General features: G+C 37.8%; 11 protein-coding genes. 7 read left to right on the top strand and 4 right to left on the bottom strand.

The window, feature by feature from the left end; genetic code table 11:
• Positions 1 to 83: 83 nt before the first annotated feature.
• Positions 84 to 2,204, bottom strand: coding sequence for a TonB-dependent siderophore receptor (locus MMO42_RS01530; RefSeq protein ID WP_241318893.1), 2,121 nt, complete (start codon positions 2,202 to 2,204; stop codon positions 84 to 86).
• 424 nt (positions 2,205 to 2,628) lie between these two features.
• Positions 2,629 to 4,293: an AMP-binding protein gene (locus tag MMO42_RS01525; protein ID WP_241318892.1), complete on the bottom strand. Its 1,665-nt coding sequence runs from the start codon at positions 4,291 to 4,293 to the stop codon at positions 2,629 to 2,631.
• A 126-nt stretch (positions 4,294 to 4,419) separates the two neighbouring features.
• On the opposite strand from MMO42_RS01525, the gene MMO42_RS01520 reads away from it, so the two are divergent.
• Positions 4,420 to 5,028, top strand: coding sequence for a TetR/AcrR family transcriptional regulator (locus MMO42_RS01520; protein ID WP_241318891.1), 609 nt, complete (start codon positions 4,420 to 4,422; stop codon positions 5,026 to 5,028).
• Between the two features lie 209 nt (positions 5,029 to 5,237).
• Here the strand turns inward: MMO42_RS01520 and MMO42_RS01515 are convergent, their stop codons facing one another.
• Positions 5,238 to 5,990 carry an SDR family oxidoreductase gene (locus MMO42_RS01515; protein ID WP_241318890.1) on the bottom strand — a complete coding sequence of 251 codons (753 nt, stop codon included), beginning with the start codon at positions 5,988 to 5,990 and terminating at the stop codon, positions 5,238 to 5,240.
• A 124-nt stretch (positions 5,991 to 6,114) separates the two neighbouring features.
• Here MMO42_RS01515 and MMO42_RS01510 point away from each other — a divergent pair, with 124 nt between their 5' ends.
• The 3 genes from MMO42_RS01510 to MMO42_RS01500 all read left to right on the top strand — a co-directional run bounded on the left by MMO42_RS01510 (position 6,115) and on the right by MMO42_RS01500 (position 9,864).
• Positions 6,115 to 7,011, top strand: coding sequence for a LysR family transcriptional regulator (locus tag MMO42_RS01510; protein WP_241318889.1), 897 nt, complete (start codon positions 6,115 to 6,117; stop codon positions 7,009 to 7,011).
• A gap of 339 nt (positions 7,012 to 7,350) precedes the next feature.
• Complete coding sequence (locus MMO42_RS01505) at positions 7,351 to 8,862, top strand: hypothetical protein (protein WP_241318888.1); 1,512 nt, start codon at positions 7,351 to 7,353, stop codon at positions 8,860 to 8,862.
• Positions 8,863 to 9,003: 141 nt separating this feature from the next.
• Complete coding sequence (locus tag MMO42_RS01500) at positions 9,004 to 9,864, top strand: siderophore-interacting protein (RefSeq protein WP_241319571.1); 861 nt, start codon at positions 9,004 to 9,006, stop codon at positions 9,862 to 9,864.
• Between the two features lie 234 nt (positions 9,865 to 10,098).
• Here the strand turns inward: MMO42_RS01500 and MMO42_RS01495 are convergent, their stop codons facing one another.
• Positions 10,099 to 11,028, bottom strand: coding sequence for a lauroyl acyltransferase (locus tag MMO42_RS01495; RefSeq protein ID WP_241318887.1), 930 nt, complete (start codon positions 11,026 to 11,028; stop codon positions 10,099 to 10,101).
• A 332-nt stretch (positions 11,029 to 11,360) separates the two neighbouring features.
• Between MMO42_RS01495 and MMO42_RS01490 the strand changes: the two genes are divergently transcribed.
• From MMO42_RS01490 to cydB, 3 genes are all read left to right on the top strand, one after another.
• The gene (locus MMO42_RS01490) at positions 11,361 to 11,828 is read left to right on the top strand and encodes a DUF2946 domain-containing protein (protein ID WP_241318886.1); all 468 of its coding nucleotides are present in this window, start codon (positions 11,361 to 11,363) and stop codon (positions 11,826 to 11,828) included.
• Between the two features lie 146 nt (positions 11,829 to 11,974).
• A complete protein-coding gene (locus MMO42_RS01485) occupies positions 11,975 to 13,417 on the top strand; it encodes a cytochrome ubiquinol oxidase subunit I (RefSeq protein WP_241318885.1) in 1,443 nt (480 codons plus the stop codon).
• Positions 13,410 to 14,414 carry a cytochrome d ubiquinol oxidase subunit II gene (gene cydB / locus MMO42_RS01480; protein ID WP_241318884.1) on the top strand — a complete coding sequence of 335 codons (1,005 nt, stop codon included), beginning with the start codon at positions 13,410 to 13,412 and terminating at the stop codon, positions 14,412 to 14,414. The genes MMO42_RS01485 and cydB overlap by 8 nt, the downstream gene beginning before the upstream one ends.
• Positions 14,415 to 14,518 lie beyond the last annotated feature (104 nt).

The following is a 14,518-nucleotide window of genomic DNA, read 5'->3' as shown; positions in this document are numbered from 1 at the left end:
TTGCTACTATCAATACCTCAACACAAATCTCTAGGGCTTTTGGGGTTTACAATAGATGCGAAAGCAAAAATCAATTTGCTTAATTAGAAGCTTACATTCCATGACAACTGAGCTGTGCGTGGTGTCCCAAGGAATAAATAATCATCCCCGAAGAAGCTTCCCGCATCACGCCAATATTTTTTATTAAATACATTGTCGACGTTAAATCGGAGGGTATTGTCATAGCCATAGGCACGGAAATTATAAGCCGTACCTACATTAAACAAGGTATAGCCTGATACTTTCACATTCCCTGTTCGATTGGCATATTTACTACTACTGTATTGCATGCCCGCCAGTAAACGTAATCCATCTACTTGTGGTAATTGATAAGACACAGAGTTGGCGATGCGTACGCTTGGGACATTTTGTGTTTGATGGCCTTGATATTCGTTTGCTTGAATGTCTTTTAAACGTGAACGTGTAAGTGCTAGAGAAGATGTGATATCCAGATTTTGTCCTAAACGACCTTGTACACCGAGTTCCAAACCAAGATTCTGTTGTTTGCCATCAGTAACATAGTCACTATCCGTATTGGTATATTGGTTATCTTGCTTTAACTCAAATAAAGAAGCAGTCAATAGTAAGGCTTGCCACTGTTGCTTAATACCGATCTCATATTGGGTTGAGTGTTTAGGTGCCAATGTTGCAAATGCATTATTGGCGTACCACGGTGCTTGTCCACCATCACTTAAACCTTTTGCATATGAAGCATAAAGATGAGTGTCCTGCCATGGCTGATACATCAAGGCAAATTGTGGTAAGAACCGATTGAAATTGGTATCTCTGATACGATTACCTATTGCATCATAGGCATCTTCATTTAAATGAAGTAGTTTTCCACCAGCGATAACTGACCATTCTTGATTCAAATCAATTTGGTCGAGCAAATTCAGAGCCGTTTGTTGACTCTTAAATGATTTGTAATGATTGCCTAAGGTTTTTTCACTTGGCGTAAATGGATCAGGGTCCTGATAAATATTTCCTGTACCGGCCCATTCATTTAATGCATCGTATTGTGCATGACGTTTATAGCTTTGCGATAGCTCTAAGCTAAGCTTATGTTGCCAAGTCCCTGTATTAAATTTGCCATTTAGCCCAGCTTTAAACTGATTGGTTAAATAGCTATCATCAGGACTGCGGAAATCATAAATATCATAGTTTCCGTTTTGGTCGAAGGTGTATGCAAATGATGAGTAATCATCGACTACAACGCGGCTTTGTGAAGCAATTAGACTGGTCGCCCAATTATTATTGATTTGGTAGCTATATTTTAAGCCTGCATTTAGGCTTTCATTGGTGACGGGTTTGCCCCAACTTTGATAACCAAGTAATCGGTCCAAATCAATACCTGTAGGCACCGTTTTACCATCCAGTAACTGGTAACCCGGTACTGATCGTTGGCGTTGACGCTGCGACTCGAGATCAAACTCTAGTTTTGAGCGGTCTGAAATTTTCCAATCTAAAGCTAAAGAACCAAACAAACGTTTTCCATCTGCATGTTCAACATAAGGATGAATTTCTTCATTGGCCAGATTGATACGATAACCAAACTGCTGTTTTTCACCAAGTAAACCGCCAAGGTCGGTCGCTACACGATGACCACCATGACTGTCCACTTCAAGCGTTAGTGAGCGGATGTCTTTAGGACGCTTAGTGACATAATTGATGACGCCACCTGGTGTCGACATGCCACTTTGAATGGCACTAATGCCTTTTAAAATTTCGACTTGTTCTTTGTTTTCAAGCGCAACATTTTGTTCACCCCGTAGCAAGTTACCATTCAGCAAGTAGCTTGAGCCTAAATTTAAAGCAAAGCCACGCATAACAATATTTGGATAATAACCAATTGGCGCATAACCATCGCCTGCCGCAGCATCATTCTTAATCAGATCTGTTAAGGTTTTAGCGTGTTGGTCTGCCATACGCTCTGCTGTTACGGTGCTGATAGAGGCTGGAATTTCTGCGAGCTGTTGCTTAGTAAAACCCGATAAATTTACTTTAGGTTGATAATAAATCGTGGGTGAGCTTTCAGCCGTTACAGTGATTGTTTCAAGTCTTTGTGGCTCTTCCGCATGTAAAACCACAGGGCTTAGTCCTAGATATGAAAATGAACCAACCGCCAATAATGCTTTTTGTAAACGAGAAAATGGATACGTTTTCACAATAGTTGCCTAACCCCAAAAGATAATTTTACAGCCCGAATTTTACGGGCTTGAGTATTCCCAATTTTCTCAGATTGAACAAGTATTTCTACAACATATCTTCGATATTTTTAGTGGATTCTATCCTGCAATTATGCAAACTTTGATTAGAGATCAATCTGAAATAGGTAAATTGGTCGAATGCATTATTAACTAAACAATATAAAAATGTATTGCTGTCATCTCGCTTTAAGCAACGCTCATTAAATCGAGCCTTATATGAGTCAATATTCATAATAGATGCCTAGTTTTTCTATTCTTTACATGTACTTATACCGCTTCAACTTTTAAATCACGATCAAAAAGTCAGGTTGAGCAAAAAAGAATAAAAAATCCGCAATGAGATGCGGATTTTTTATTTAAAGTGAATGGCAATGTATGGAATTTAATTATTTGCAACTAAATTCTTTTTGAGTATCTTTCCAATATTCGATTTTGGTAATTCTGTTATAAATTCAACATACTTAGGGCATTTATACTTGGTAAGTTTTTGATGAATAAAATCTTGGATTTCCGCGATAATTAAAGTTGTATCTTTTACGACGATAAATGCTTTAGGTACCTCGCCTGATTTTTCATCTTTTACTCCAATCACTGCAACTTCAAGAACCTTTGGATGAGTTGCAATGATCTCTTCGATCTCTCGTGGGTAAACATTAAATCCCGACACAATTATCATATCTTTTTTTCGATCAACTAGTTCTATATATCCATCTTTATCCATGACGCCAATATCACCCGATAAAAAATAACCATCATCTGTCATTACTTTGCGCGTTTCTTCTTCTCTGTTCCAATATCCTTGCATCACTTGTGGGCCTTTGATTGCTATCTCTCCAGCATTGCCAAAACTACAATTATTTCCATGTTCATCTAAAATAACGACATCAGTGGAAGGTGCAGGTATGCCTATCTTTCCACTGAAACTTTTTGTTGTTAATGGATTAAAAACTGCCAGAGGAGACGTTTCTGACAATCCATAGGCTTCATGGATCACTACACCAGTTTTTTCTTGCCACTCATCTGCCGTAGCTTTTAAAACAGGCATTCCTCCACCAATTGAAATTTTTAAGCTATTAAAATCTAAGTTGTTAAAATCGGGGAAATTTAATAATACATTAAACATAGTATTAACAGCTGGGAACATAGATGGTTGGTGTTGTACCCATGATTGAACTAAAAAGTTCAAATCCTTTGGGTTTGTAATTAATATTGTGGTTATGCCTTTACTAATACCAAACAAGCAACAAACTGTAAATCCAAAAATATGATATAAAGGTAGAGTACATAGATTTTTGTGCTGAATATTATTATTTAATACGTCTAATTGATATGAAAATACCGCATCAATTTGTATAATATTGGAGTAAAGGTTTTTATGTGAAAGTATAGCACCTTTAGAAACGCCAGTTGTTCCACCTGTATATTGTAAGGAAGCTAAAGAATTCAGATTTAATTTGGGTAAAATATAAGAATCATCACTCACACTGCAAAGAGCATCTGTAAAATTTATACTATTAGCACTGATCCCATTAGAACTTTCTGCTTGCTTAAGTAGAAGATCAATCTCACAATTTAAATCAGTTAAAGATGTGTGAACTACTTTTTGTACTGGGACATTATTTTGTATTGCAGTAAATGTCGATAAAAAGTCATCAATAATCACCAGTACTTCACTTTGTGAATCATTTAGCTGATGCGCTAACTCTCTACTCGTATATAAGGGATTTACATTTACGACTACATGCCCAGCCCGAATAATGCCTAAGGCAACAACAGGATATTGCAGACAATTAGGCAACATTACTGCAACACGAGTTTGAGGCACTAATCCTAAAGAAAGTAAATAGTTTGAAAATCTTAAACTCAAATTATTAAGATCTTGAAATGTGATACTTTTTTCTCCACAAATAAAGGCCGTTTGTACTGAATGCTTTTGTAAAGAAATATCCAATAAATCTGATAAAGACTGATCCTCAGGCGGCAATGTAATTTCTGCTGGAATTACATGATTTTGGTATGTTTGAAGCCATGGATAAAACTTTTTCATATATACTCCTTATGCTTAGCTTTCAGTAAATTTTGACATCCCATTTCCAAAATCCGACATGTGTCGGTTTTTATAAAGTCTAATCCTTTTATTTTTTTAAAGCAATATGAGAATTTTGATATGTTTTTGAACGAAATTCGTTTACCTATTCAAAAAAGAAGTTTGGAACGACTAGAGTTGGTTTTACTCACAACCATTAATTTATTAGAAAACAATCATATTGAAGAATGTTCAATTCAGGAAATTTCTGAGATCTCAGGTGTTCCAAGAAATTTTATTTATCAATACTTCCCGACCGTTAATCATTTATTTAGCTTGATTGTTAATAACTATTACGTTGAACTTAATCATTATTTAAAAGAAAAAAGTGAATTTTATGAAAATTTAACAGCAATGCTAATTTTTGAAGATATGATTAAAAATTCATCATCTTTTTTTAATCAAAATAAAGCTGCTAGTGCTTTGATCTTAGGGGGGCCAATAAATATTGATGGTTCAAACTTACATCAAACAATCAATGAAAGCATTGCTAAAGATTTATTTCATGTACTAAATAATAAGAAAAATCCAATTCTGATTAAAGATGAAAATCACATTGTTTACTTAGTTCAATTGGCAGTTTCATTGATGAGACATAGTTATTTTAAATATAAAGAAGTAACTGCTGAGCTGCAGGATGAAGCATTATTTGTATGCAAAATTTATATGGAAAATAAAGGATATACACTTAATTAGAACTAAAAAATATAGGCATTTTGTATGAATAAACACTTATATTTTTGATATGAAATTGGACATAAATTTATTTTAGTCCAATATAGAATTTCAGTACGTCATTAATAAAAATTAAAATTTGAAAAGAGTTAAAGGAAACTTCCTTTTAACTCTTTTTTATGTGCATTCACAATCATTAGTCATCGACACAGGATCTTGACTCATCTTTACTATACAATTCCACCATTCACTCGAAGTACTTGGGCATTTACCCAGTTACTTGCGTCGTTAACTGCAAAATCTAAAACTGCGGCAATATCTTCTACTGTGCCTAAACGCTCTAAAGGCGCAGCTTTACTGAGTTGTGCAATTAACTCATCACTTTTGCCTTCTAGGAAAAGTTCGGTTGATGTCGGTCCCGGTGCAATTGCATTTACGGTAATATTTTTACCCCTTAATTCTTTGGCCAGAATCGCCGTTAAGGATTCAATCGCTGCTTTTGATGCTGCATAAATACCATAACCTTCGAGTTTCAGCCCTACAACACTGCTGGATAAATTGATAATTTTACCGCCGTGTGCCAGTCGTTTTGCAGCTTCACGCATGGTAAAGACAGGTCCCTTTACATTGATTGCTAAAATTTGATCTATACTTTCATCATCGAGCTGTTCAATCTTATTTAATCGCATAATGCCAGCATTGTTTATCAGTACATCCACTCGGCCGTAGGTCTGAATCGCATAATCAAATAATTGAGTCACTTCATTTGATTGGCTGATATTTGCTTTAAAGGCAGATGCCGTTCCGCCAGTGGCTTGAATCTTGGTGACCACAGCATTGGCTTCTTGATCGTTATTGGCATAATTAACAATGACTGTATGGCCTTGTTGAGCCAATAAGTTCGCTGTAAAAGCACCAATTCCTCGAGAAGCACCTGTAATTAAAATAATTTTCTTTTGGTTTGCATGCACAGTTGTGTTCATTTAAGACCTCATTGAATGAAATTTACCATTTAATAAGTTCTATGATACTGTTCAGATATACTTGGATAATCTAGCTAATTCTGGCATCTTTATCCGAATAAACCGAACAAATGGCTTAAGCGCGATGGATAAATTAAATGCGATGTCTGCTTTTATACAGGTTGTAGAACAGCAGAGCTTTACCAAGGCAGCACAAATCCTGAATTTACCTCGCTCCACATTGACTGACGCAGTTAAGCAATTAGAAACACAGTTGAATACCCGCTTGTTATTTCGAACCACACGTCAGGTTAGACTCACGGATGAAGGGAAAATTTACTACGAGCGCTGTAAGTACATTCTGGCTTATATCAATGAATCGGATCATGATTTTCTACATGCAAAACCTCAAGGAACACTAAAAATCGAAGTACATGGTATTTTTGCCAGCTATTTTATTATGCCCAAATTGCATGAATTCCTATCCGAGTTTCCTCAAATTCAACTGCAACTGACTGAAAGTGATCGTTATGTTGATGTCATTAAAGAAGGAATTGATTGTGTTATTCGGATTGGACAGCTCAATAACAGTGATTTAATTGTCAGACACCTTGGCGAGATTCAACAAATTACCTTGGCGAGTCCGCAATATTTAGAAAAGTATGGGACACCTCAAACGTTGGTAGATCTTAATGATCATTTTATGGTTGGGTTTTATTCAACAGCTCGACAGAAACCGCTACCACTTGAGTTCATCGTTCAGCAGCAAATGGAATTGTATGATTTGCCCTATATGATTCAAGTCAATGGAGCACATACTTATTCATCAGCAGCTAAACAGCATTTTGGCATTATTCAAGTCCCGCACTACGCCCAAACATGCGAATTGGAGCAAGGAACGCTATGTCAAATTCTAGAAAATTATCCTGCCCCGTCGCTTCCGATTTCTCTACTCTATGCTTCAAAAACATTGGTTTCACCTCGACAAAAAGTCTTTATTGAATGGATCGTCCAATTATTTAAGGATCACCCTTTGAGCTGATACTGAGCCTTTAGGTGCAGAAAATTGAAATTTTATAAATATTGTTTTGCGAATGTTTAAGCTTGTTAAACCTAACTTAAGTGTGCATGAAGTAATATTTTACCTGTCTAGAAAAATGATAGAAATGCCATAATTGAAATATACACAATTGTATTTGTTCGATTTTTAACTCTTATTTGATTTTTCAACACGACTTTTTACGTTTTAAAAACACTTGAAATTGCAGTTTTTTCGCTATTTTGTATTTCATTGTTTCGCTTTATTCTGAAATTTACACTGAATAAAGCATAGAGCCACACTAGTTTTTGAATTTTTGATTCAGAAGATGGGAGCAATGAATTGAGCAATACATTACAGTCTAAAATCGATGGAATACAATTCCCCATTAAATCTGGCAAAAAGACGCCTAGTACCACCGACACAGCAAAGAAAATTTTATATGCCGCACTGAAAAGTGTCGATTCTCCTTATGCATCGCAACTCACGACTGAAAAAAATTGGAGAAAGAAATATCCAGTTTACTTTCAAGAGTTGGTTAAATCTGGCATCACATCGGTCAATCATCCTTTGCTCATTGCCCAACATGGATTGGATACAGCCAAAGAACTGTTTAGATTTAATCGAGAGACACAACAGTCTTCTTTGCAGCAAGCCATGGTCGATATTACCGATCAGCCATTCGAAAGCTATGTCTTAAAAGGTTCTGGCCCTTCTGCAGTTGAACCATGGTTTATTCCTTTCGAGGGTAAAAAACTACAGGGCCAAGCCTTATCGGAGCAAATTGATCGTTGGGAAACACAACGAATTATTGAGCCTAGCCATGCTAAAGCATTACGTTTGTTGCAAGCTCATCCTGAATGGTTTGATTTATCTACACGTACTATGGTGTTATTTGGCGCCGCATCTGAAGCAGGGCCACTCAGTTGGCTTGCAAAATGGCGTGCCAATATCGTTGCTATTGATTTACCTCACCCAAAAATCTGGGAAAAAATCACTCAAACCATTCAGCAAGGTAATGCCACATTAATCGCGCCACAAATTACTTTGGCAAATGGTGACAAACAGCTTGGTGCGAATTTATTGACTCAAACACCCGAAATTGCCAATTGGCTCAATACCTTTACTGAAACTTTAGATTTGGCTGGTATTGCTTATTTAGACGGTGAAAAACATGTGCGTGTTTCGATTGCCATGATTAGCATCATGGAACAGGTCAGCCGCCAAAAACCAGACAGCAGCATCATGTTCATGCTCACCCCCACCGATATCTATGCGATTCCTAAAGCTGTGGTGCAATCGATACAACAGAAAATTAAACAGCGTCCTATTCTAGAAAAGTTCCTGACTCGGTCTATTCATAATATTTCGTTATCCAACTTTTTCCAATCCAATACCAAGCAGCTGATTGAATCAGATAATGGTCAACAGTACGGTATTTCTGATTGTATGGTGATTGAACAAGGGCCAAATTATGCATTGGCTAAACGACTGCAACAGTGGTTTGCCATCAGTACACGTGCACGTGGCCAAAAGACGGTCATTAATATTGCACCTTCGACCACAACTCATTCTGTTGTGAAAAATCCAATCCTCAAAGCAGCATTCTCTGGAGCTGACTTATTCAAGGTTGAAACCTTTAGCCCTGAAACCACCAATGCCATTATGGCTGCACTTTGGGTACATGATTTAAACAATCCTGATAGCGCAACCAATCCTGAAAAATCATTGGACCACCCATTGGAACTCATTATGGAGAATGCTAACCATGGTGGACTTTGGCATGTTCCATATTTAGCCAGAACCGCTTTGCCCTTTGCTGCTGCGTATGGTTGGATACGAGAAAAGTTTTAAAAGTACCCACTTGTATTCCACAACTAGAGAATAAACAAGTTCTCAAGTTTCTAGATATTTTTAAGTGATCTAATTGCAAACAATTATCATTATCATGCATAATAGGTGAAATTTCACTTAATAATGTTGAGTAAATTGATGATGACTAAGCAAAATCAAATTTCAAATGATAAAAATATACTGAAACAAAATGATCACATGAGAAATCTGGAACAGATTGAAATGACCATTACAGCCATTTCAAGACCATTCCCAAGTATCCTACGCGTACATGGAAAAATTGATACTCATCAGCCTGATTTATGGGATAAGCCGAATTTAGCTGTTCGTTTAGGGGTTTCTCAAAACGATGAGGATGCCTCTTTAACACGTGTTTATACCATTCGTTCATTTGATCGAGACAAATATGAAGTTGAAATTGATCTGATTGAACATGAGGATGAAAGTCCTGCGATGAAGTGGGTACATACTGCAAAAATAGGTACAAAAACTCAATTAATCGGACCAAGACCGCACTTTGTTCCAAATTTTGATGAGAAAAAACATGTGCTCATGTTTGCGGATGAAACTGCCCTTCCAGCACTTTATTCCATCCTAAAATCTTGGCCAACTGATGCCAGTGCAGATATCTTTATTGAGAGTTCAGAACCTCATATCCTTGCATACCTCCCTAAATGCTTAAAAGTACAAATGCATTTATTACTGCGCGAAGGTAAAGATCAAGCTGGGAAAATGGGGCTGCTGCTTAAAGCTGCTTATCAGTTTAAGCAAACAAATAACATTACAGTCTGGGCTGCATGCGAACGTAATGAAGCCAGAGCAATTCGTCAATTTTTCGTAGAAGAAAAATCGCTTGCTAAAAAAGATGTACAGGTCACTGGTTATTGGAATGTCGGTCTTTCTAGTACGGTATTGGATGAGGTACGACTTGAGTATTATCAAAAACATATTGATGCAGGAAAGACTTTAGAAAGCTTCGATGACTTAGATATGCCTGTTTAGTTTGATGATGCTTTACAGGTTTGGGGGCTGTTCAAGTTTGAATGTAAAAGAATAGACAGATAGTCAAAATTAAAACGATCTTTACGTCTTCAAAACAGATACATGGATCGAATTGGAGAGAATACTTCAGCTCATAAGCTCTATTTCTTTATCGATTGAATGATGCATTGTCAAATGCATTCAGAACAATATAGATTTCTGAAATAGAGCTTCTCTTATCTATGAAAAACTGAGTTAATAAATTTTTTCATATCCAGCAGGTCTTGTTTTAAAACGACGGTGAAACCACATATATTGTGTAGGGTACATTTTTATCTGATTCTCAATCACTAAATTGACGCGTGTCGCATCTTCTACCTCATCCAGACTTGGAAAGTTTTCTAAAGCAGGTTCTAGTACAACATGATATTGAGGATTTCTAATATCGCCATCGCGATAAAAAAACAAAGGAATTGCCGAAGCTTTTGTTATTTTAATCAATCGTCTATGTGCCGTTACTGTTGCAGCTTCTATACCAAAAAATGGCGCCATTACCCCTTGCTTCAACCCAAAATCTTGATCTGGGCTATACCAAATCACATGTTCATTCTTTAGATTTGAAATCAATCCTTTCATGTCATCTTTAGAAATCTGATTTTGATAAATGGTCGCCCTGCATCGACTAATTAACATATCAAGCAGAGGATTGTTTTGAGGTCGGTAAACAACATCTAAGTTGAAAAAATAGCCACATATATAACCACCGGCATCTAATAGTGTGGTGTGTGTTCCTAAGAGTAATATCCCTTTTCCTTCTGAAGCCTTAAGATGCTCTAAGCCCTTGATGTGCATTCGATTCTTAAACCAATGCGGGTTGTACCAAGCATTTAATGCTTCAAATAAGCCTAACATCATATTAAAGAATACTTGTTTCGCCTCTTTTTGTATCTGGGCTTCACTTTTATCAGGAAAGCAGATTTCCAAGTTTTTAATTGTGGTTTTACGTCTAGATTTGAGCCCTTTCCAAGCCAATTTAGACAGAATGTCAGCAAGTCGCCATTGTATTGCCCACGGAAGAATAGCAAATATCATTAAAATAATTAAAGCAACCCAGATCCCCCAATATTTCGGCCGTAAAAATGACCATTGAAACTCCCCTGCCTTAGATTTCCGTTCATGCGTCATAGCGGCTGTTTCTTAAGAAAAACTCATCAGCCTAACATACCTAGATTATTTGTGTTATTTATATCTCCGATATTTAAACCTAATTTTGAGTTCAATTTTAAAGGACGAATAAAAACAAGAAATCGATTTAAATATGCTCAATATTTATCAAAAAAATTAGTCTTCTACCTCAAATTAAAGCCCATAATTTAAACATTATATGCTTGATAAATATTTAAAATGTATACAAGTACAGCTATTTTCATTAAAACGTTAATTATTACTTTAAAAAAAGGATTTCTTTGTTATAGTATTTCTCCAATGATTTCCAGAAAGAGATCAATCGGGTGCTGATGATTGGAAGATTGCTAGCCTTCTATGCAATCTTTTTACAACTCGCTGTGTTCTTACAGCCATTACTGCCAGAGAAATATCAAGTTTCTCCAGTATGTGAAACTATTGCCCAAGTTTTGTTGCAAGCCCCGCACTCTTCTTCTGCATCCCATGCTCATCATGTAACGACTCAGCATCACAATATGTTTAGTCCACAACATGATATGGAACATGAACACCCAACCTTTTTAGCTGAAGCGAAAACACCATCGGCTCATCACCAACATGATGCAAATCATCAATGTCAATATTGTGTGGTGTATAGCCATATTTTGCCTTTGCCAGATATTGATCTAAGGCACATTTTGGTTAGGATTCAGGTTCGTTTTCTTGCCTTTATTGAAAACTACTTCCATGTTTTTTTTCAGCTTCAGCAACTCTTTCTTACCCCTCAAGGTCGAGCACCACCACTTTTACTATCACTCTAACTTGAAGCTCAAAACGTTTAAGTTTTGAAAAACTTATATATTCAAGAGATTATAGTAATGTTTTCTTTTTCTAATCATACTCTTTGTTGGGTAGAGCCTCATACAGCTGTCAATTTCTCTCATCAAGAAAAAAATGAGGTGCTGTCATGACTTTAGGCTTTACTGCACTCGAATTGGCAAGAATACAATTCGCTTTTACCGTATCGTTTCATATTATTTTCCCTGCAATCTCTATTGGGCTGGCCAGTTTCTTAGCTGTTTTGGAATGGCGTTGGTTACGTACCAAAGATCCAATTTATAAAGATCTGTTTAAGTATTGGGTCAAAATCTTTGCTGTAGCCTTTGGAATGGGCGTGGTTTCAGGCGTGGTGATGAGCTATCAGTTTGGAACCAACTGGAGCGAATTTTCCCGAATTGCAGGCAGTGTTACCGGGCCTTTACTCACCTATGAGGTCTTAAGCGCTTTCTTCTTGGAAGCTGGTTTCCTCGGGATCATGTTATTTGGTTGGGGACGTGTCAGCCCTAAGGCGCACTTTTTTGCCACACTGATGGTTGCCATTGGCACCTGTATTTCCATGTTCTGGATTCTGTCTTCCAATAGTTGGATGCAAACGCCACAAGGTTTTACGATTGAAAATGGCATCATTATTCCAACAGATTGGTGGGCCATCGTCTTTAACCCGTCCTTCCCTTATCGATTGGTACATATGGCGATTGCTGCCTTTATGGTTGCTGCTTTGTTGGTTGCAGCTACTGCTGCTTGGCATTTACTCAAAGGTCGCCGTGATGCCTTAGTTAAAAAATCATTTTCAATGGCCCTGTGGTTGATTTTGGTCTTGGCACCGCTCCAAGTTTTTGTTGGAGATGCACATGGACTCAATACCTTAAAACATCAGCCTGCAAAACTTGCAGCGATGGAGGGACATTGGGAAACCAACTATGATGAAGGCATGCCACTCTACCTATTTGGTATCCCTGATATGCAAGAAGAGCGCACTAAATATGCAATTGCGGTTCCAAATCTAGGAAGCTTGATTTTGACTCATTCAATGGATGGCACTGTTAAAGGCTTAAAAGACTTTGCCCCAGAAGATCGACCAAACTCAACCATTGTATTTTGGAGCTTCCGTGTCATGGTGGGTCTGGGTATGTTAATGCTTTTACTGGCTTTGTCTGGTGCTTGGCTCAGAAAAACTGGAAAGCTTTTTGAAAGTAAGTGGTTTCATCGTTTTGCTTTGCTAATGGGTCCATCTGGATTTATTGCGGTATTGGCGGGATGGTTTACCACTGAAGTTGGGCGCCAACCGTGGGTTGTTTATGGCGTAATGCGGACCAAAGATGCGCTTTCTCCTGTTTCAGCTGAACAAGTCGGTCTCACCTTGATCATTTTCGTGGTGGTGTACTGTGTTGTTTTCGGAATTGGGATCTATTACATGCTGAAATTAATGCACAAAGGTCCTCAATTTATCGAGGCGATTGATCTTGAACCCGCAGGTCATGGACATTTCAAAACACCGATGCGTCCTTTAAGCGCGGTTGATGAAACTATTGATACGCAAGATCCAAATAAGGAGAAACACCATGATTGATCTTTCTCTGATTTGGGTTGGCATTATCGGTCTTGGCGTATTGATCTATGTGATTCTGGATGGTTTCGATCTCGGTATTGGAATTCTGTTTCCCTTCATTAAAAACAGCGAAGAACGTGATGTGATGATGAACACCGTCGCGCCTGTCTGGGATGGCAATGAAACTTGGATGGTCCTCGGTGGTGCTGGTCTATTCGCAGCTTTTCCGTTGGTCTATTCAACTGTCCTTTCAGCGTTGTACATGCCCATTACCTTGATGGTGATTGCACTGATTTTCCGTGGCGTTGCCTTTGAGTTTCGCTTTAAAGCCAATCGTACCAAGCATTTATGGGATCAAGCCTTTATTTGGGGTTCAATTCTCTCTAGTTTCTTACAGGGTGTGATTCTGGGTGCTTATATTCAGGGCATTCAAACCACCAATGGCATTTTTTCAGGCTCAGGTCTAGATTGGTTAACACCTTTCGCACTCTTTACAGGACTTGGTGTAGTCGCCATGTATGCAGCACTGGGTTGTGGCTGGCTGATTATGAAAACCGATCATGAGCTTCAGGACAAAATGTACCGCTTAATGCCGAAGCTGATCATGCTTCTGTTTGTGGTATTTGCAGGTGTCAGTCTGTATACCCCACTAACACATCCTGAAATTGCAGCTCGTTGGTTCGCTCTACCAAATCTGCTGTATTTTAGCCCTGTGCCCATTTTGGTGTTGTTATTTACAGCGTTGATTCTTCAAGCCTGCAAAACACGTCAAGACTTTAAGCCTTTTATCTATACCTTGGCCTTGGTATTCTTGGCTTTCACAGGTTTTGTGATTAGCTTATGGCCAAATATCATCCCACCCTCAGTCACAATTTGGGAAGCGGCAGCACCGCATTCCAGTCAGAAATTTGCGCTTGTGGGTGCTGTGATTCTGATCCCAATTATCATTGCTTATACCATTGTTTCCTACTGGGTATTTCGAGATAAGGTCCGTGTCGGTGATGAAGGCTATCACTAGGAGTGTCATCAAATGAAACTATCTAAAACACAATGGTTTATTGTTCTTTGGTTTGCAGGGTTTTTAGGTTTGTTATTGATCGCAATGTTTTTTAGAGTCTTATT

It is taken from the genome of Acinetobacter sp. ANC 3882 (assembly GCF_022549545.1).
In the GTDB taxonomy this organism is placed as follows: Bacteria; Pseudomonadota; Gammaproteobacteria; order Pseudomonadales; family Moraxellaceae; genus Acinetobacter.
This window is presented reverse-complemented; position numbering and strand designations above follow the sequence as displayed.

What these genes read in the sequence shown, in the direction of transcription:
- MMO42_RS01525 (WP_241318892.1), bottom strand. Translation starts at nt 4,293, where the DNA reads ATGAAAAAGTTTTATCCATGGCTTCAAACATACCAAAATCATGTAATT.
- MMO42_RS01515 (WP_241318890.1), bottom strand. Translation starts at nt 5,990, where the DNA reads ATGAACACAACTGTGCATGCAAACCAAAAGAAAATTATTTTAATTACA.
- MMO42_RS01510 (WP_241318889.1), top strand. Translation starts at nt 6,115, where the DNA reads ATGGATAAATTAAATGCGATGTCTGCTTTTATACAGGTTGTAGAACAG.
- MMO42_RS01500 (WP_241319571.1), top strand. Translation starts at nt 9,004, where the DNA reads ATGACTAAGCAAAATCAAATTTCAAATGATAAAAATATACTGAAACAA.
- MMO42_RS01495 (WP_241318887.1), bottom strand. Translation starts at nt 11,028, where the DNA reads ATGACGCATGAACGGAAATCTAAGGCAGGGGAGTTTCAATGGTCATTT.
- MMO42_RS01490 (WP_241318886.1), top strand. Translation starts at nt 11,361, where the DNA reads ATGATTGGAAGATTGCTAGCCTTCTATGCAATCTTTTTACAACTCGCT.
- MMO42_RS01485 (WP_241318885.1), top strand. Translation starts at nt 11,975, where the DNA reads ATGACTTTAGGCTTTACTGCACTCGAATTGGCAAGAATACAATTCGCT.
- cydB (WP_241318884.1), top strand. Translation starts at nt 13,410, where the DNA reads ATGATTGATCTTTCTCTGATTTGGGTTGGCATTATCGGTCTTGGCGTA.